Here is an 18,432-nt window from a genome sequence, read left to right on the forward strand (position 1 = left end):
CATGGACGACGGGTATGGCGAGGACGGCAAGTCCAGGGATGAGCTGATCGCGCGCATCCGCGAGCTCGAAGCGCGCCTCGCAGCACTGCGCGACGGTGCGGACCTCTCGTCCGTCGTCGAGGAGCTGCGGGTGCACCAGATCGAGCTGGAAGCGCAGAACGAGGAACTCATCGAGGCGCGGCGGGCGCTCGAGGACGCCCGTGACCGCTACAGCGACCTCTACGATTTCGCCCCGGTCGGCTACATGACGCTCGACGAGAGCGGCGCGATCCTCGAGATCAACCTGACCGGCGCGCGCCTGCTCGGGCAGGACCGCGCGCAGGTGATCGGCATGCCGCTGAGCGGCTGGCTGCCGAACGGCGCGACGGCGCAGCTGTTCGGCCACCTGCGCCGCGTGATGTCGGAGCCGGGCCGGGTGTTCGACCACCTGCCGCTGCGCACCTCACCCGCTCGCGAGAGCCTGATCCGCCACGTGCGGCTCGAGAGCGTCGCATTTGGGCAGTATGGCAGCGGGCGCCTGTGCCGCACCGCGCTCGTCGACCTCAGCGACCGCAAGCGCGAAGAAGACCGCCTCAACCTGATCGCCCAGGTGTTCGAGCGCAGCACCGACGCAATCATGATCACCGACAGCCTCAACCGCATCGTGTCGGTCAATCGCGCCTTCACCGCAGTCACCGGCTACTCGGCCGACGAAGTGCTCGGCCGCAACCCGAAACTGCTCGCCTCGGGCCGCCATGATCGGGATTTCTACCGCGAGATGTGGAGCGCGATCGAACGCCACGGCTCATGGAGCGGCGAGATCAGCAATCGCCGCAAGAACGGCGAGATCTACAACGAATGGCTGACGATCCACGCGGTGCGCAACGAGGCCGGCGACATCGAGAACTGCATCGCGATCTACGCCGAGATCACCGACCAGCGGGCGGCCGCGTCGCGCATCCGGTTCCTCGCCCATTACGACCCGCTGACCCTGCTGCCGAACCGCGCGCTGTTGCAGGACCGTATGCAGCAGGGCCTCGCCCACGCCGCCCGCGAGGGAACGCGGGCGGCGGTGCTGTTCCTCGACCTCGACCGCTTCAAGACGATCAACGATTCGCTCGGCCACCTCGTCGGCGACCACCTGCTGCAGGAAGTCGCCAAGCGTCTCAAGGCCAGCGTGCGCGAGGACGACACGGTGGCGCGCCGCGGCGGCGACGAATTCATCGTGATGCTGCCGCACGTCGACTCGGCCGAACAGGCGGCGCATGTCGCCGGGAAGATCATCGAGGCGATGGAGCAGAGCATCCCGGTCAACGGCTACGTGCTGAACGTCTCGTTCAGCATCGGCATCAGCGTGTTCCCCGACGACGCGACGGACCCGGACACCCTGATCCGCAACGCCGACATCGCGATGTACCGCTCGAAAGCCAGCGGGCGCAACCAGTTCCAGTTCTTCACTGCCGACATGAACGCGCATGCGCTCGAGCGGCTCGCGCTCGAAAACGACCTGCACCGGGCGATCGAACGCGGCGAGTTCAAGCTCGTGTTCCAGCCGCAGTTCGACGGCAGCGGCGACATCGTCGGGACGGAGGCGCTGCTGCGCTGGCAGCATCCTCAACGCGGCCTCGTCATGCCCGCGCAGTTCATTCCGGTCGCCGAGGAAACCGGGCTGATCGTGCCGATCGGCGCGTGGGTGCTCGAACGCGCGTGCCAGCAGACGCGCGCGTGGCGCGAGGCCGGGCTGAAGAAGATCACGGTGTCGGTGAACATCTCGGCGCTGCAGTTCTCGCAGAAGAACCTTCTCGACCTGATCCGTCGGCTGCTCGCCGTGAGCCACATCGAGCCCGGCACGCTGGAACTCGAGCTGACCGAAAGCGTGCTGATGCACGATCACGTCGCGACTTCCGGCCTGATGAGCGAGCTCAAGGAAATGGGGGTACGGATGTCGATCGACGACTTTGGCACCGGCTACTCGTCGCTGAGCTATCTGCGCAGCTTTCCGATCAGCAAGCTGAAGATCGACCAGTCCTTCGTGCGCGACCTCGGCGACGGCGGCGACGGCGGCGATGCGGGCGCGATCACCGGCGCGATCATCGGGCTGGCGAAAAACCTGAACATGCGCGTGATTGCCGAAGGCGTCGAAACCGCGCAGCAGGCGAGCTTCCTGCGGGCGCAGTGCTGCGACGAATTCCAGGGGCATTTCTTCAGCAAGCCGGTGTCGGCAGAGAAACTCGCCGAACTCCTGCGCGCCGGCTAGATTGGCGAGGGCGGCGCCGAGGCCCTCGCCCAAGATCACTTTTGCAGGAATATTAAATACTTGGTGCATGCTAATATTTCGTCATTCATCCGAATTCTGACGAGATATCGAACGGCCGATGAACGGACTGCACCTGATTGCCGACCTGTATCGCTGCGGCGCCACCGCCGCGGCGCTGACCGAGCGCGAAGCGCTCGAAACCCTGTGCGTGACGCAATGCCGGGAAGCCGGGCTGACCCCGCTCGGCTCCTATTTCTATCAGTTTCGCGACGAAAGCGGAGCAGCCGCCGGCGTGACCGGGACCGTCGTGCTGGCCGAATCCCATTTGGCGATCCACACCTGGCCGGAGTCGGGCGGCGTCACGCTCGACGTATACGTCTGCAACTTCTCGCGCGATAACGGCGATCGTGCGCGCGTGGTCTATCGCGCAGTCATCGACGCCCTGCGGCCGGGCGAGATCGTCGCGCACGAGGTCGTGCGGGGCCGCCTGCCGGAGAAAGCCGCAGCCACCGGCCCGCTGCCGCTCCCCGCTGTCGATGGCGTGATTTTCGAGCAGCTCAACGAGGACGCCGGCTATTTCACGCGCGGCGGAACGCTGATCGAGAAGGGCCGCTCCCGCTACCAGGAGTACGAGGTCTGGGAAACCCCGCAGTTCGGCCGCCTGTTCCGGCTCGACGGCTGCTTCATGACGTCCGAGCGCGACGAGTTCCATTATCACGAGAACCTGATCCAGGTGCCGTGCATCGCCCATCCCGCTCCGGCCCGGGCGCTGATCCTCGGCGGCGGCGACGGCGGGTCGGCCGAGGAGCTGCTGAAGCAGCCGACGATAGTGAAAATCGTCATCGCCGAACTCGACGAGAAAGTGATCGAGATCGCGCGCCGGCACCTGCAGGCCGTCCATCGCGGCGCCCTCGACGACCCGCGCGTCGAACTGCGCATCGGCGACGGCTTCCGTTATGTCATGAAGGAAGCCCCGGTCGCCGCCGAGCGCTTCGACCTGATCGTGCTCGACCTGACCGACCCCGTCGGTCCGGCCGAAGCGCTGTACTCGGAAGATTTCTTCCGCGGCTGCCGCGCACTGCTCGCACCAGGCGGCGCGATCAGCCTGCACATCGGTGCACCGATGTTCCAGCCGGAGCGTCTGCGAACGCTCGTCGCCAGGCTGCGCCAGGTGTTCGCCATCGTCCGCCCGTATTTCCTCTACGTCCCGCTGTACGGCACACTGTGGGGTTTCGCGACCGCCTCCGACACGCTCGACCCGGCCGCGCTGAACGCCAAAGAAGTCGACCGCCGCCTCGCGGAACGGCGAATTGGCGCCTTGCAGCACTACAACGGTGCGGTTCACTGCGCCCAGTTCGCGCTGCCGAACCACCTGCGCGCGCTGCTGGGCTGATCGCCGAGGATCATGCGATGGGACCAGTGGCCGTCGTGGCGGCAGAACCGGTCTTCGCGTTGCCGTCGGGCAAGCCGTTGAAATCGGCGAAGAGATCGGGCTGTGCGTCGGCGGCACCCAGCCCGCAGAAAACTTACAAGCCTGTGTAACTTTTTCCTGACTGATTTTGCCGCGCCTGCGTGGGCTGAGGCCCCGCATCCACAGAAGCAAACCCTTCACTTGTCACGCCCCCTGTTTGCCAGCCGGGGCACGCCTATTGCTCAGAATGGGGAGGAAACCGATGGGCGGTCGAAGCCGTCCACTTTCCGCCGGGGGGGTATCGGAACCCCGTTTGTTGTCGCCACCTGAGGAGACAGAACATGAAATCGCAGCGCCAAAAAGGCCAGCGTAAGCAGGGCTACGGACAGCAGGATTACGAAGAAGAGGAATTCGGCCAGCAGGGCGGCCGCCAATCCCAGCAAGGGTTCGGTCAGCAGGGCTGGGGGCACCAGCAGCCGCAGCAGGGTTTCGGCCAGCAAGGGTACGGCCAGCATCAGCAGGGTTACGGGCAACAGGGCTATGGCCAGCAATATGACCAAGGTTATGGCCACCAAGGCTACAGGCAGCAGCCACAGCAGGGTTTCGGACAGCAGGGCTGGGGCCAGCAACACGAACAGGGGTTCGGGCAGCAAGGCTACGGCCAGCAGGGCGGCTATGGCCAGCAGGGCTTCGGACAGCATCAACCACAGCAGGGTTTCGGACAGCAGGGCTGGGGCCAGCAGCACGAACAGGGATTCGGGCAGCAAGGCAGCTTTGGTCAGCAAGGCGGCTACGGCCAGCAGGAGTGGGGCCAGCAACCGCAGCAGGGGATGATGGGCACGCAGACGTCGCAGACGGGCCGCGGCTACGGCGGCATGCAAGCCTCGTGGGGTCAGTCCGAGCTGTCGCGCAGCCGCAAGGGGCCGAAGAACTATGCCCGGTCGGACGAGCGCATCCGCGAGATGGTATGCGAGCGTCTGGTCGAGGACCCGGGGGTAGACGTGAGCGAGGTGAGCATCAACGTGAAGGACGGTTGCGTGGAATTGGAAGGCACCGTGCCGAGCCGCCAGATGCGTCATCGCATCGAGGACGTGGTCGATGAGTGCTGGGGCGTGCAGGACATCGAGAACCGCATCCGGGTGCAGCCGCAGTCGCAGTCGCAGTCGTGGTCCCAGCAATCGCAGTCCGGCCAGCAGCGCGGCCAGGAATCGCAGAAGGCGAGCGGCAGCGAACACGGCCAGAGCGGCTCCTCATCAGGCGGATTCTCCGGCATGTCCGGTTCCTCCAGCAGCAAGTCGGGCTCGAGCGAATCGAGCCGCGGCAAGAACAAGGAGGATTAGGATTCGACTCGATTCGACTCGACTCGACTCGACTCGTCCCTGCCGTCCGCCCGCCTGTCGGGCGGCGAGAGGCCGGCCGCGCGATCGATTGTCCGGCCGGCCCCGCCTAGCTTTCGCCTTCGCGCTTTTCGCCGCGCGGCGCGCTGAGGCAGGTGTTCTGCCGCAACGCCTCCGCGGTGAGCTGGATGTTCTCCCAGTCCGGATCGGGCAGTGCGCCGAATGCCTCGCGCAGCCGTTGGCTCCAGAGCTTGCGGATCAGCGCGAAATAGGCGTTGTCCTCGCGGATGACGCAGTAATGGCCGACGCGCAGCGCGTCGCGCTGATAGACCAGCAGGTCGAGCGGCAGGCCCACCGAGAGGTTCGAGCGGATGCTCGAATCCATCGACACGAGCGCGCATTTCACCGCTTCGTCGAGCGACGTCGCGTGCGTGACGATCCGCACGATGATCGGCTTGCCGTACTTGGATTCGCCGATCTGGAAATACGGCGTCTCCTGCGTCGCCTCGGTGAAATTGCCGGCGGCATAGAGCTGGAACAGGCGCGGCTCCTCGCCCCGGATCTGGCCCCCGAGCAGCAGCCCGGCCGAAAAATCGACGCCGAATTCCTTCAGCGATTCGGCATCACGCGCGTGGACTTCGCGCAGGCAGTCGCCGACATGCTTGGCCGCCTCGAACATTGTCGGGACGTTGCACAGGTTCCTCCCCCCGCCCGATTCGATCCGTTCGCGCAGCGTGTTGACGACGGACTGGCTGATCGACAGATTGCCCGCCGTCATCAGCACCAGCACCCGTTCGCCGTGGCGCTCGAAGAAATGCATCTTGCGGAAAGTGTTGATGTGATCGACGCCGGCATAGGTACGGGAGTCGGACAGGAAGACGAGACCTGCGTCCAGACGCATGGCGACACAATATGTCATGAGCCCCCCGGGTGCGAGCGAAGGAATCCCGCGGGGCTACCCGCGGCCGCCGGTGTCACGTCGGAATTCCCCCGGGTTAACGGATTACATCGGGCACAGCACGCAAAACTGTTCGGTTAGACCGGGCCAGCGGCGTTTTGTGCTGTGCCCGGGCTCATGTCCGAAGCAAGACCGGCTCCCTACCCGCGCCGCAGATTCGTCTCGTACTGGCTGCGCGCGGACAGATACTGCTTCGGCCATGCGACGTCGCCGAAGCCGATCTTCGCCGCTTCATGCAGTGTCCAGGCCGGGTCGGCGAGGTGCGGGCGCGCGATCGCGCACAGATCCGCGCGGCCTGCGGCGATGATGCTGTTCGCGTGATCGGCCTCGTAGAGCGCGCCGACGGCGACCGTCGGGATGCCGGCTTCGTTGCGGATGCGGTCGGCGAACGGCGTCTGGTACATGCGTCCATAGACCGGCCGGTCGCCTTTCCACACCTGGCCGGACGAGCAGTCGACGAGGTCGGCGCCGGCGTCCCTGAAGAGACGCGCGAACTCGACCGCGTCGTCGCCGGTGTTGCCGCCGGGGAACCAGTCGTGGCACGACAGGCGCACCGACATCGGGCGGTCCTGCGGCCACACTGCGCGCATCGCGCGGAACACTTCGAGCGGGAAGCGCGCGCGGTTTTCGTGTCCGCCGCCGAATTCGTCGCTGCGCCGGTTCGTCAGCGGCGACAGGAAGCTCGACAGCAGGTAGCCGTGCGCGCAGTGCAGCTCGAGGATGTCGAAGCCTGCCTCGGCGGCCATCTTCGTCGCGCGGACGAAGTCGTCGCGCACGCGCTCCATGTCGTCGCGCGTCATCTCGCGCGGCACCTGCGAATGCGGCAGGTACGGCAGCGGCGACGCGGACATCAGCGGCCAGCCGCCGGCTTCGAGCGGTTCGTCGATGCCTTCCCACGCGAGCTTCGTCGCGCCCTTGCGCCCGGCGTGGCCGAGCTGCATGCCCATTTTCGCGCCCGAATTCGCGTGGACGAAATCGACGACGCGCTTCCATGCATTGACGTGCTCGGGCTTGTACATCCCCGCGCAGCCCGGCGTGATGCGCGCGTCGGGCGACACGCAGGCCATCTCGGTATACAGCAGCCCGGCGCCGCCGAGCGCGCGCGAGCCGAAATGCACGAGGTGGAAGTCGTTCGCGCTGCCGTCGTCGGCCGAGTACATCGCCATCGGCGACACCACGACGCGGTTCGCAAGCGTCAGGCCGCGCAGCGTGAAGGGCGTGAACATCGGCGGCGGCGCCTCGCCGGCCTGCACTGGCAGGCCGGCGCTGCGGGCGAACCAGCGCTCGTAGCCTTCGAGCCAAGCCGCGTCGCGCAGGCGCAGGTTCTCGTGCGAGATGCGCTGCGAGCGCGTCAGCATCGAATACATGAACTGCTCGGGTTCGAGCGTATCGCAGTAGCGCGCATCGCAGACCTCGAACCATTCCATCGCGTTCCACGCGGCGTTCTGCAGCCGCAGCACGTCGATGTTGCGCGCCGCCTGGTAGCGCGCGAGCACCGCCGGGAGGTGGTCCGGCGTGTCGCCTTCGTCACGGAACAGCCTTGTGAGCTCGATCGCGTCCTCGATCGCGAGCTTGGTGCCCGAGCCGATCGCGAAATGCGCGGTATGCACCGCGTCGCCCATCAGCACGACGTGGCTCCTGCCGTTGTCGTGGTGCCACTGCTCGCACTTGACGCGCTGGAAGTTCAGCCACGCCGAGCCGCGCAGGTGGCGCGCGTTCGTCATCAGCGGATGACCGTCGAGATGTTTCGCGAACAGCTTCTCGCAGAACGCGATCGACTGCTCCGGGTCAGCGCGGTCGAGCCCGTGCGCTTTCCAGACGTGCTCGGGACATTCGACGATGAAAGTCGTCGTGGTGTCGTCGAACTTGTAGACGTGCGCCTGGAACCAGCCGTGCGCGGTCTTCTCGAACAGAAAGGTGAAGGCGTCGAAGAGCTTGTTCGTGCCGAGCCAGATGTAGCGGTTCGGCCGCGTGACGATGTCCGGCCTGAAGACTTCCGCATACTTGTTGCGGATGCGCGAGTTGATGCCGTCGGAGGCGATGATGAGGTCGGCGTCGGGAAACTCGCTGTCCGACTCGACGTCGCGGTCGAACACCAACTCGACGCCGAGTTCCTCGCAGCGCGCCTGCAGGATGTTGAGCATCTTCTTGCGCCCGATGCCGACGAAACCGTGGCCGCCGCTGCGGATCGTGCGGCCCTTGAAATGCAGCTCGATGTCGTCCCAGTGGTTGAACGCGACGCGGATCGCGTCGGCCGTCACCGGGTCCCATTCGCACATGTTGTCCATCGTCGCATCCGAGAACACGACACCCCAGCCGAACGTGTCGTACGGCCGGTTGCGCTCGACGACGGCGATCTCGTGCGCCGGGTTCAGCTTCTTCATCAGGATCGCGAAATACAGCCCCGCGGGTCCGCCGCCGATACACACGATGCGCATGTCAGGTCTCCTTCGTTCGTTACGCTTGCGAACGCGAGGCTGGCGCCGTCCCTGCAGGGTCCGGCCGAGCCGCGCCACAGCGACAATTTGCCGCACGCCGGCAGGTGGCGCGCCCCCTTTCACGGGGGGGCGGGCCGATGGGGAATGGCGGGGGAATAGCGTTGTTCCGCTCGACAGCGGGAGCTGTCCTGTACAAAGATTCGCCTTCTGCATGGAATACGCCGATCCACACACATCGCATATTTCTTCCCGTCTGCCGGCCGCGGGTTCGCTGCCTCGCGGCCCGGGCCCAGCTGACAAAAATGTAATCTCCCCGTCAGCCTCCGGTCGGTATTACGACCTCATACTTCATTCCACCCGCCGAAACACAGGATCCATGATGCTCATCACCCGCCCTCTCGCCACGTTCGCCCTCCTCGCCACGCTCGCCGCTGCCGGTCCGGCCTTTGCCATGAACGGGCACGGACACGATGCCGCTCACGGTGCCGCGATGCCCGTCGCCGACGCAAAAGCTTCGTTGTCGGAAGGCACCGTCAAGAAAGTCGACAAGGGGACCGGCAAGATCACCATCAGCCACGGCCCGCTCGAGAACCTGGGCATGCCGCCGATGACGATGACCTTTCGCGCGACCGACCCGTCGATGCTCGACGCGGTCAGGGAGGGCGACAGGATCCGCTTCGCCGCGCAGCGCGTCGATGGGGTGTTCACGGTGACGAAGCTGGAAATCGCGAAATAAGGGCCAAATAAGGGCGAAGAAATAACGGCGAAACAGGCGTGACGCCGCCGGAGCCGGACGGCGTTGCGGCTGCGGCTCGCGCGACCCGCCGTTTCGCCTTCGGGCACCTTTCCCGCCCACAGACCCCGGCCACCCCCACCCCTTTCCGGACATCCGATGAAACCGCTTATCGCCGGCCTGCGTTCCCTGCGTCTGGCCGCGAGCGTCGCCGTGCTCGCGGCGAGCGCCTTCGGCCACGCGCAGGACACCACACTGCCCTCCGCCGCCGCGGCTCCCCTCGGCGCCGACCTCCCCGGCCTGATCGAATACGCCCGCGTGAACAACCCGGCCTTCGCCGTCGACCGCGCCGAAGCGGCTGCCGCCCGCGAACGTGTCGAGCCCGCCGGCGCGCTGCCCGATCCGAGCTTCCAGGTCGAGCTGATGGACTTCACGAACCGCATGCGCGGCGGCCCGACGACGCTCGTGCCGGGCGAAGTCGGCGAAACGCGCTACCGCGTCATCCAGCCGCTGCCGGCGTGGGGGAAACGCGAGCTCGCCGAGCGCGCGGCGGGAGCCCGCGCGGACCAGGCAGAGGCGGCCCGCGACGCGGCGTGGGCGAACATGGCCGCCGAGATCAAGGCGGCGTGGCTGCGCTATTACGCCGCCGACCGCGAGGCGGGGCTCAATCGCGACGCGCTGGCGCTGCTGCAGAGCCTCGAGGAGATCACGCTGTCGCGCTACCGCCTCGGCCTGCTGCCGCAGCAGGCGGTGCTGCGCGCGCAGCGCGAGATCACCTCGCAGCGGCTCGCGCTCGTCGGCGTCGAACAGCGTCGCCGCGGCACGGCGTCGGCACTGAACGCGCTGCTCGGCCGCGCACCCGGCAGCGCCCTCGCCGCGCCGCAGGAACCGCCGCCGCTGCCGCAGGCGGTCGCCCTCGCGCAGCTCGTCGAACGCACGCGCGCGACCCATCCGGCGATCGCCGCCGAAGCGCGCGGCATCGACGCGGCACGCTTCGAACGCGACCGCACGTGGCGCGACCGCTACCCGGACTTCAGCGTCGGGCTGACGAACAACCGCCCGCGCGGCGGCGAAGGTTCGTGGGACGTGATGTTCGAAGTCATGATCCCGCTGCAGCAGTCGGCGCGGCGCGCCCGCGAGCGCGAGGCGGCGCTGATGGTCACCGCCGCCGACCAGAGGCGCGCTGCGGCCGAAGCGCGGCTCCTCGGCGAGCTCGGCAGCGCGTACGCCGCGTTCACCAGCGGCCACGAGACGCTGCAGCTCCTGCGCGGCACGCTGACGCCGCAGGCCGAAGCGACGCGCGACGCGACCCGTGCCGCGTTCTCGACGGGGCGCGTCGACTTCGACACCGTGCTCGAAGCCGAGCGCCAGCTCGTCGATACGCGCATGGCGCTGCTGCAAGCCGACGTGGACACCCGCCTGGCGCTCGCCGAAATCGAAAAACTTGCAGGAGAACAGCCGTGAAGCCCGCCGTACGACTTTCCCTCGCGGCGGTCGCCGTCGCGCTCGCGCTCGGCACCGGCTACTGGGCGGGCAGCCGCCGCGCCGACCCTGCTCCCGCGGCCGGCGGCACCACGACGGCCGCCGAAAGCACGGCCGCAGGCGCCGGCAGCGAACGCCAGATCCTCTATTACCGCAACCCGATGGGCCTGCCCGACACCTCACCGGTGCCGAAGAAGGACTCGATGGGCATGGACTACCTCCCGGTCTATGCCGACGACAAGCCCGACGACAGCGGCGCCGTCGTCGTCAGCCCGGCGCGCGTACAGACGCTCGGCGTGAAGACCGCCGTCGCCGAGATGCGCGTCGTCGGGGCCGCAGTGCGCGCGGTCGGGCGCGTCGAGCTCAACGAGCGCGCGGTCGTCGACGTCGCGCCACGCTTCGAAGGCTGGATCGAGCGCCTGCACGTCAATGCGGTCGGCGACCCGGTGCGCCGCGGCCAGCCGCTGTTCACGATCTACAGCCCCGAGCTGCTGTCGGCCAGCGAGGAACTGCGCATCGCCGAGCGGCTACAGCGCGACAGTGCCGCCACCGACCCGATCGCATCGGAAGCGGCGCGCCGGCTCGCCAACGCGACGCGCGAGCGCCTGCAGAACTGGCAGGTCGGCATGCCGCGTGGCAGCGAGATCGCGCAGCGCCAGACTTTCCATTCGCCGGCGAACGGCGTCGTGCTCGAGAAGAACGCGGTGCAGGGCGCGCGCTTCATGCCCGGCGAAGCGGTCTATCGCATCGCCGACCTGGCGAAAGTGTGGGTCATCGCCGACATCTTCGAGCGCGACCTCGCGCGCGTGCGCGTCGGCCAGCCGGCGAGCGTAACGCTCGACGCCTTCCCGGACCGCCGCTTCGACGCGAAAATCGGCTATCTCTACCCGACGCTGAACGTCGAGACGCGCAGCACCCGCATCCGCCTCGAACTGGACAACCGCGAAGGCCTGCTGCGCCCGGGCATGTTTGCGCACGTCGAGCTCGCGTCCGGCTCGCCGACACCGCGCGTGACCGTGCCGACGTCCGCGGTCATCGACGACGGGGTGCGCCAGGTCGTGCTGATCGCGCTCGACGAAGGCCGCTTCAAGCCACAGCCGGTGCGCCTGGGCGAGCGCGGCACGGAGCACGTCGAAGTGCTCGAAGGCGTCGAGGCCGGCGACCGCGTCGTGACGTCGGCGAACTTCCTCATCGACTCCGAAAGCCAGCTGAAGGCCGCGCTGTCGAACCTGACTGACGCCGCCCCGGCCCCGGCCGCAGCGCCGGCAACGTACGAGGCCGAAGGAACGTTCGACGCCGTCGATCCGGCGACGAACACCGTCACGCTGACGCACGGCGACATCCCCGCGCTGCAATGGCCGGCGATGACGATGGACTTCACGGTGGCGTCGCTCGACCTCGTCGCCAACCTCGCGCCAGACACGCCTGTTCGATTCGAGTTCGAGCAGCGCCAACCGGGCGAATTCGTCGTCACGCGCATCGAGAAGGCCGGTCAGTCGGCGACCGGCAAGGCCTCGCCGCCGTCGGCCCCCGCGCACGGGAGCCACTGACATGCTCGACCGCCTCATCGACTGGTCCGCGAAGAACGTCTTCCTCGTGCTGCTCGCGACGCTGTTCGTCATCGGCGGCGGGCTGTACGCGGTGAAGAACACGCCGCTCGACGCGCTGCCGGATCTCTCCGACGTGCAGGTGATCGTGTTCACCGACTTCCCCGGCCAGGCGCCGCAGGTCGTCGAGGACCAGGTCACGTACCCGCTGACGACCTCGATGCTCGCCGTGCCGCGCGCGAAAGTCGTGCGCGGCTTCTCGATGTTCGGCGCGTCCTACGTCTACGTGATTTTCGAGGACGGCACCGACATCTACTGGGCGCGCTCGCGCGTGCTCGAATACCTGTCGTCGGTCGCCGGCCGGCTGCCGCAGGGCGTCGCACCCCAGATCGGGCCGGATGCGACCGGTGTCGGCTGGGTCTACCAGTACGCGGTGACCGGCAAGAACCTGTCGCTCGCCGAGACGAGGAGCCTGCAGGACTGGTACATCCGCTACCAGCTGACGAAAGCCGGCGGCGTGTCGGAAGTCGCAAGCGTCGGCGGCTTCGTGCGCGAATACCAGGTCACCGTCGACCCGCACCGGCTCGCGACCTTCGGCCTCGCGCTCGACGACGTCAGCCGCGTGATCCGCGAGTCGAACCGCGACGTCGGCGGGCGCGTCGTCGAGATGGCCGAGAAGGAATACATGGTGCGCGGCCGCGGCTATCTGCGCGGCGCCGACGACATCGCGAACCTGGTGCTGAAGAGCGCAGGCGGCACGCCGGTGCGCGTCGCCGACATCGGCCGCGTCGAGCTCGTGCCGGCCGAGCGCCGCGGCATCGCGGAGTTGAACGGCGAAGGCGAAGTCGCCTCCGGCATCGTCATGGCGCGCTTCGGCCAGAACGCGCTCGACGTCATCGCGAACGTCAAGGCGAAGATCGCCGAGATCGCGCCGGGCCTGCCCGAAGGCGCCGCGATCGTGCCGGTCTATGACCGCTCGACGCTGATCGAGCGCGCGATTGCGAACCTGAAGTGGACGCTGCTCGAAGAGAGCCTGATCGTCGCGGCAGTCTGCGTGATCTTCCTGCTGCACGTCAGGAGCGCGTTCGTCGCGATCATCACGCTGCCGCTCGGCATCCTCATCGCGTTCATCGCGATGCGTTTTCTCGACCTGGGCTCGAACATCATGAGCCTCGGCGGCATCGCGATCGCGATCGGCGCGATGGTCGATGCCGCGATCGTGATGATCGAGAACGCGCACAAGCGCCTCGAGCATCTGCCGGAGCACGCGACGCAGGCCGACCGTACGCACACGATCATCCACGCGTGCAAGGAAGTCGGGCCGGCGCTGTTCTTTTCGCTGTTGATCATCACCGTGTCCTTCCTGCCGGTGTTCACGCTCGAAGGGCAGGAAGGGCGGATGTTCTCGCCGCTCGCGTTCACGAAGACTTTCGCGATGGCGGGCGCGGCGATCCTGTCGGTGACGCTGGTGCCGGTGCTGATGCTGTTCTTCGTGCGCGGGCGCATCCTGCCGGAGGCGAAGAACCCGGTGAACCGCTTCCTGATCTGGGTCTACCGGCCGATCATCCGCGGCGTGATGCGACACAAAGTGCTGACGCTCGTCGCCGCGGTGGCGGCGATGGCCGTGACGGTGTTCCCGGCGCGCCAGCTCGGCTCCGAGTTCATGCCGACCTTGAACGAAGGCACCCTCTTCTACATGCCGGCGGCGCTGCCCGGCATGTCGGTGACCGAAGCCGGGCGGCTCTTGGCGACGACCAACCGCATCATCAAGACCTTCCCCGAAGTCGAGTCGGTCTACGGCAAGGCCGGCCGCGCGCTGTCGGCGACCGACCCGGCGCCGCTCGAGATGTTCGAGACGGTCGTAAACCTCAAGCCGCAGACCGACTGGCGGCTAGGCATGACGACCGACAGGCTGATCGCCGAGATGGACGCAGCGCTGAAATTCCCCGGCGTCGCGAACTCCTGGACGATGCCGATCAAGGCGCGCCTCGACATGCTCGCGACCGGCATCCGCACGCCGATCGGCGTCAAGGTGTTCGGCAACGATCTCGCGACGATCGAGCAGGTCGCGAAGGACGTCGAGGCCGCAGTCCGGAATGTCCCGGGTGCGTCCAGCGCATATGCCGAGCGCGTCAGCGGCGGCTACTACCTCGACATCGTGCCGCGCCGTGACCAGCTCGCGCGCTACGGGCTGACGGTCAATGCGTTGCAGGAAGTCGTCGCGACTGCGCTCGGCGGCGACATGGTCACGACCGCGGTCGAAGGGCTCGAACGCTACAACGTCACGGTGCGCTACCCGCGCGGCCTGCGCGACGACCCGCAGCGCATCGCGGCCGAAGTGTACGTGCCGACGACGAGCGGCCCGATCCCGCTCGGCCAGCTCGCCGACGTGCGGCTCACGCGCGGCTCGCCCGGCATCCGCACCGAGAACGCGCTGCTCGCCGCGTACGTATACGTCGACACGCGCGACGCCGACCTCGGCGCGTTCGTCAAGCGCGCGCAGCAGGCGGTCGCCGGAGAGGTGACGTTCCCGCCCGGTTACTACGCGACCTGGAGCGGCCAGTTCGAGTACATGGAGCGCGCGAAGGAGAAGATGAAGGTCGTGCTGCCGCTGACGCTCGGGCTGATCTTCGTGCTGCTGTACCTGAACTTCCGGCGCCTGACCGAGACCTTGATCGTGATGCTGTCGGTGCCGTTCGCACTGGTCGGCGGCGTGTGGCTGATGTGGTGGCTCGGCTACCAGATGAGCGTCGCGGTCGCGGTCGGCTTCATCGCGCTCGCCGGCGTCGCAGCCGAGACCGGCGTCGTGATGCTGATCTATCTCGACCAGGCATGGAAGACGATCCGCGCGACGCGGCTGGCCTCCGGCCACGAGCCGACGGTCGCCGACCTGTACGAAGCAATCATGGAAGGCGCCGTCGAGCGCGTGCGGCCGAAGATGATGACGGTCGTCGCGATCATGGCCGGCCTGTTGCCGATCATGTGGGGCACGGGCACCGGTTCCGAAGTGATGAGCCGCATCGCCGCACCGATGGTCGGCGGCATGATCTCGTCGACGGTGCTGACGCTCGGCGTGATCCCCGCGCTGTATGCGCTGGTCAAGCAGTGGCAGCTGCGGCGGGAGCTCGGATCGCGAACCGCGCCGCTCGCGGTGGCGCCGGCCGAGGCGCCCCGATGAACGCGAGGTCGCCGGGCGCGCCGAAGAGCCGTTTCCCCGAGCATCGTTTTCACGCGCCGACGTTCGCGGCAGCTGAGCTCGCATGGACGAAGATGTCGCGATCACTCTGCGCCGTCGGCACGCTTTGGCTGGTCGGGCTCGCGAGCACGGGTGCCGTGGCGGCGCAGTCGGCGGCGGACGCGGCGATGCCGACGATCCGGCTGGCCGTGGAAGCCGCCTGGTCGCGCAGCGCAGCCGGCCGCGCCGCCGGCGCCCGCCGCGACGCGCTCGCCGCGCGGCGCGATGCGGCCGCGAGCTGGACGCCGGAGCCGCCGAGCATGACCGTGTCGCAGCGCAGCGACCGCTTCAACCGCAACGACGGCATGCGCGAGCTCGAGGCCGAGCTCGAAGTGCCATTGTGGATGCCCGGCACGCGCGCGGCCGCCGCGGCCGTCGCCGCGGCCGAAGGCGACGCGCTCGACGCCGGGCTCGAGCGCGACCGGCTCGACATCGCCGGAGAAGTGCGCGAAGCGGTGTGGTCGCTGCGGCTCGCGCAGAACGACATCGAAGCAAACCGGCGACGCGTCGCCGAAGCCGAGGCGCTCGCCGCGGACGTGCAGCGGCGCGTCGACGCCGGCGAGCTCGCGCGCATCGATGCGAACGGCGCCCGAGCGGCCCTGCAGCAGGCGCGCGCCGCGCAGGCCGAGGCCGAGAGCCGGCTCGCGCGCGAGCAAAGACTTTTTCGCGCGCTGACCGGCCTCACGGAGATCCCCGCCGACAACGAAACCGCGCCGGCCGACAGTGACATCGACCGCCATCCGGCGCTGGTCGGCTGGCGTCGCGCGGCCGACGCGGCGCGTGCGCGGGTGCACGAAGCGAACGCCGCGACGCGCGACGCGCCCGAGCTGATCGTCGGTTTTACGCGCGAGCGCGGCGAGGTCGGCGCGCGATACGAGAATACGACGACGATCGGCGTGCGCGTGCCGTTCGGCACCGACGCGAGAAACCGCCCGCGGATCGGCGCGGCGAACGCCGAATGGGTCGAGGCCGAAGCGCTCGCCGCGCAGCAACGCGAGCGCCTGCTCGCCGAGCGCGACGCCGCGCGCGACGAGCTCGAGCAGGCCCGGCGCGTCGTCGACTTCGCCGCCGAGCGCGCGCGGCTCGCCGCCGACACGCAGCAGCTCCTCGCGAAAGCGTTCGACCTCGGCGAAATCGACCTGCCGACGCGGCTGCGCGCCGAAAACGAGCGTTTCGACGCCGAGCTCGCGCTCGGCCGCGCCCGCCTCGAGCTCGCCCGCGCCGCCTCCCGTCTAAACCAAGCTTCCGGACTGCTGCCATGACGCTCAAATCCAGTTCCCTCTTGCATTTGCGCCTTCGCACCGTCCGCTGCATCGGCGGCCGGATGCGCAAGCCATCGTGCCTGCTCGCGCTGCTTGTCGCGCTCGGGGCCACCGCGCCGACGTTCGCCGGCCCCGGGCACGACGGCGGCCACGACCACGACGAGGCGCCCGTCATCGTCGCCGGCCCGGCGCTGCCGCGCTTCGAGGCGCATTCGGACCTGTTCGAGGTCGTCGGCACGGCCCGCGACGGCGCGTTGTCGCTGACGCTGACGCTCGATGCGTACGCGACGAACGAGCCGATCGCCGGCGCCCAGATCGAGCTCGAGTCCGGCGCGTACAAGGCGGTCGGCGAGTTCGACGCGACGCAGCAGCGCTACCGCTTCGCCGGCGGACCGCTCGCCGAGCCCGGCACCCACGCGATCACGCTGACGATCACCGCCGGTGACGACGTCGATCTGCTCGCCGCCGATTTCGTCATGCCGCCGGCGCAAGCCGAAGACGCGGGCAGCGCCGCGCCCGCGTCGCGCAGCCGCCTGCTGTGGCTCGGAGGCGGCCTCGTCGCCGCGCTCGCGCTCGCGTTCGGCGCCCGCAAGACGCTGCGGCGCCCCGGCAGCGCATCAGCGTGATGAACAACGAGAGGAGCCGTCCCGTGAAGCAGATTTCCCCCCGCGCGGCATGCGTCGTCGCCGCGATCGCGGCGCTCTTCGCCACACTGGGCGCCGTCCCCGCGCTCGCCGATGCCGGCCACGACCACGGCGGCGAGGCGCCGCTCGTCGGCAGCCCGAACGCGCCAAAGCGCCAGCCCAACGGCTCGGTGTTCCTGCCGAAGCTGGCGCAGCGGCAGCTCGGCGTGCGCACGATCGTCGCCGAAGAACGGGAGCTGCCGCAGAGCCATCAGTGGGTCGGCCGCGTCGTCATGGACCCGAACGCTGGCGGCAAGGTGCAGCCGACCGTCGCCGGACGCATCGAAGCCGGCCCGCGCGGGCTGCCGGTGCTCGGTCAGGCGGTGAAGAAGGGCGAGGTGCTCGCGGTCGTGCGTCCGTCCGCCGGTGCGATCGAACGCGCCGAGCAGCGCGCGCAGGCCGCCCAGCTGCGCGCGAGCCTCGCGCTCGAAAAGCAGCGGCTCGCGCGCCTCGAAGCGCTCGAAGGCAGCGTGCCGCGCAAGGAAGTCGACGCGGCGCGCTTTGAGGTCGCGAGCCTCGGCGAGCGGCTCACCGCGATCGGCGGCAGCCTGACGACGACCGAGTCGCTCGTCGCGCCGGTCTCGGGCGTCATCGCGACGAGCGACTCGGTCGCCGGGCAGGTCGTCGAGGCGGGCCACGTGCTGTTCGAGATCGTCGACCCGGCGCGCCTGCAGGTCGAGGCGGTCGCGCACGACGCGACGCTCGCGGCATCGGTCGCCGGCGCGTCGGCGTCGGTCGACGGCGGCCGGACGTCGTTCCCGCTCGCGTGGATCGGCGCGGGGCGCGCGTTGCGCGACCAGGCGCTGCCGGTGCTATTCCACACCGTCGACGGCAACGTGCCGCCGCTGAACCTCGGCCAGCCGGTCCAGGTCGTCGTGCAGACGCGCGAGCGGATCCGCGGCATCCCGGTGCCGGCCGCGGCGCTCGTGAAAAATCCGGCGAACCAGGAGATCGTCTGGGTGCATACGTCGGCCGAGCGCTTCGCGCCGCGCACGGTGCGCTACCGCATGCTCGACGGCGCGACCGCGAGCATCACCGCCGGACTCGCCGCCGGCGACCGCGTCGTCGTCGAGGGCGCGCCGCTCGTGAATCAGGTCCGCTGAAGGGTCC

12 protein-coding genes and 1 pseudogene are annotated in these 18,432 nt (G+C 68.7%); 11 read left to right on the forward strand and 2 right to left on the reverse strand.

The features are described 5' to 3' along the window. Position 1: 1 nt before the first annotated feature. The 4 genes and pseudogenes from pbN1_RS06920 to pbN1_RS06930 all read left to right on the forward strand — a co-directional run bounded on the left by pbN1_RS06920 (position 2) and on the right by pbN1_RS06930 (position 4,987). On the forward strand, positions 2–2,236 hold the full coding sequence (locus pbN1_RS06920) for a putative bifunctional diguanylate cyclase/phosphodiesterase (RefSeq protein WP_169202610.1): 2,235 nt from the start codon (positions 2–4) through the stop codon (positions 2,234–2,236). Positions 2,237–2,354: 118 nt separating this feature from the next. Further along, a pseudogene (speD, locus tag pbN1_RS20745) lies at positions 2,355–2,660 on the forward strand (adenosylmethionine decarboxylase); the annotation flags it as partial. A gap of 93 nt (positions 2,661–2,753) precedes the next feature. Beyond that, positions 2,754–3,629 (forward strand): polyamine aminopropyltransferase, encoded by an 876-nt coding sequence (gene speE / locus pbN1_RS06925; protein WP_244857248.1) that lies wholly within the window; start codon positions 2,754–2,756, stop codon positions 3,627–3,629. A 359-nt stretch (positions 3,630–3,988) separates the two neighbouring features. Continuing rightward, positions 3,989–4,987 (forward strand): BON domain-containing protein, encoded by a 999-nt coding sequence (locus pbN1_RS06930; RefSeq protein ID WP_169202608.1) that lies wholly within the window; start codon positions 3,989–3,991, stop codon positions 4,985–4,987. Between the two features lie 106 nt (positions 4,988–5,093). On the opposite strand, the gene pbN1_RS06935 is transcribed toward pbN1_RS06930, so the two are convergent. Both pbN1_RS06935 and pbN1_RS06940 read right to left on the reverse strand, forming a co-directional pair. Continuing rightward, positions 5,094–5,903, reverse strand: coding sequence for a proteasome-type protease (locus pbN1_RS06935; RefSeq protein ID WP_169202607.1), 810 nt, complete (start codon positions 5,901–5,903; stop codon positions 5,094–5,096). 179 nt (positions 5,904–6,082) lie between these two features. Further along, positions 6,083–8,380, reverse strand: coding sequence for a bifunctional salicylyl-CoA 5-hydroxylase/oxidoreductase (locus tag pbN1_RS06940; protein WP_169202606.1), 2,298 nt, complete (start codon positions 8,378–8,380; stop codon positions 6,083–6,085). 379 nt (positions 8,381–8,759) lie between these two features. Here pbN1_RS06940 and pbN1_RS06945 point away from each other — a divergent pair, with 379 nt between their 5' ends. The 7 genes from pbN1_RS06945 to pbN1_RS06975 all read left to right on the forward strand — a co-directional run bounded on the left by pbN1_RS06945 (position 8,760) and on the right by pbN1_RS06975 (position 18,425). Beyond that, complete coding sequence (locus pbN1_RS06945; protein ID WP_210147688.1) at positions 8,760–9,116, forward strand: copper-binding protein; 357 nt, start codon at positions 8,760–8,762, stop codon at positions 9,114–9,116. Positions 9,117–9,272: 156 nt separating this feature from the next. Continuing rightward, positions 9,273–10,577 (forward strand): TolC family protein, encoded by a 1,305-nt coding sequence (locus pbN1_RS06950; RefSeq protein WP_169203196.1) that lies wholly within the window; start codon positions 9,273–9,275, stop codon positions 10,575–10,577. After that, positions 10,574–12,145, forward strand: a complete 1,572-nt coding sequence (locus pbN1_RS06955; RefSeq protein WP_169203195.1) for an efflux RND transporter periplasmic adaptor subunit — start codon at positions 10,574–10,576, stop codon at positions 12,143–12,145. The genes pbN1_RS06950 and pbN1_RS06955 overlap by 4 nt, the downstream gene beginning before the upstream one ends. Before the next feature lies 1 nt (position 12,146). After that, the gene (locus tag pbN1_RS06960) at positions 12,147–15,320 is read left to right on the forward strand and encodes an efflux RND transporter permease subunit (protein ID WP_169203194.1); all 3,174 of its coding nucleotides are present in this window, start codon (positions 12,147–12,149) and stop codon (positions 15,318–15,320) included. After that, on the forward strand, positions 15,317–16,639 hold the full coding sequence (locus pbN1_RS06965; RefSeq protein ID WP_169203193.1) for a TolC family protein: 1,323 nt from the start codon (positions 15,317–15,319) through the stop codon (positions 16,637–16,639). Before pbN1_RS06960 ends, pbN1_RS06965 begins: the two co-directional genes overlap by 4 nt. Then, on the forward strand, positions 16,636–17,265 hold the full coding sequence (locus pbN1_RS06970; protein WP_169203192.1) for a hypothetical protein: 630 nt from the start codon (positions 16,636–16,638) through the stop codon (positions 17,263–17,265). Before pbN1_RS06965 ends, pbN1_RS06970 begins: the two co-directional genes overlap by 4 nt. Positions 17,266–17,288: 23 nt before the next feature. After that, entirely contained in the window at positions 17,289–18,425 is a 1,137-nt protein-coding gene (locus tag pbN1_RS06975) for an efflux RND transporter periplasmic adaptor subunit (RefSeq protein WP_244857188.1), read from the forward strand. The last annotated feature ends 7 nt before the right edge of the window (positions 18,426–18,432 follow it).

This window comes from Aromatoleum bremense (genome assembly GCF_017894365.1).
Classification (GTDB): Bacteria; Pseudomonadota; Gammaproteobacteria; order Burkholderiales; family Rhodocyclaceae; genus Aromatoleum; species Aromatoleum bremense.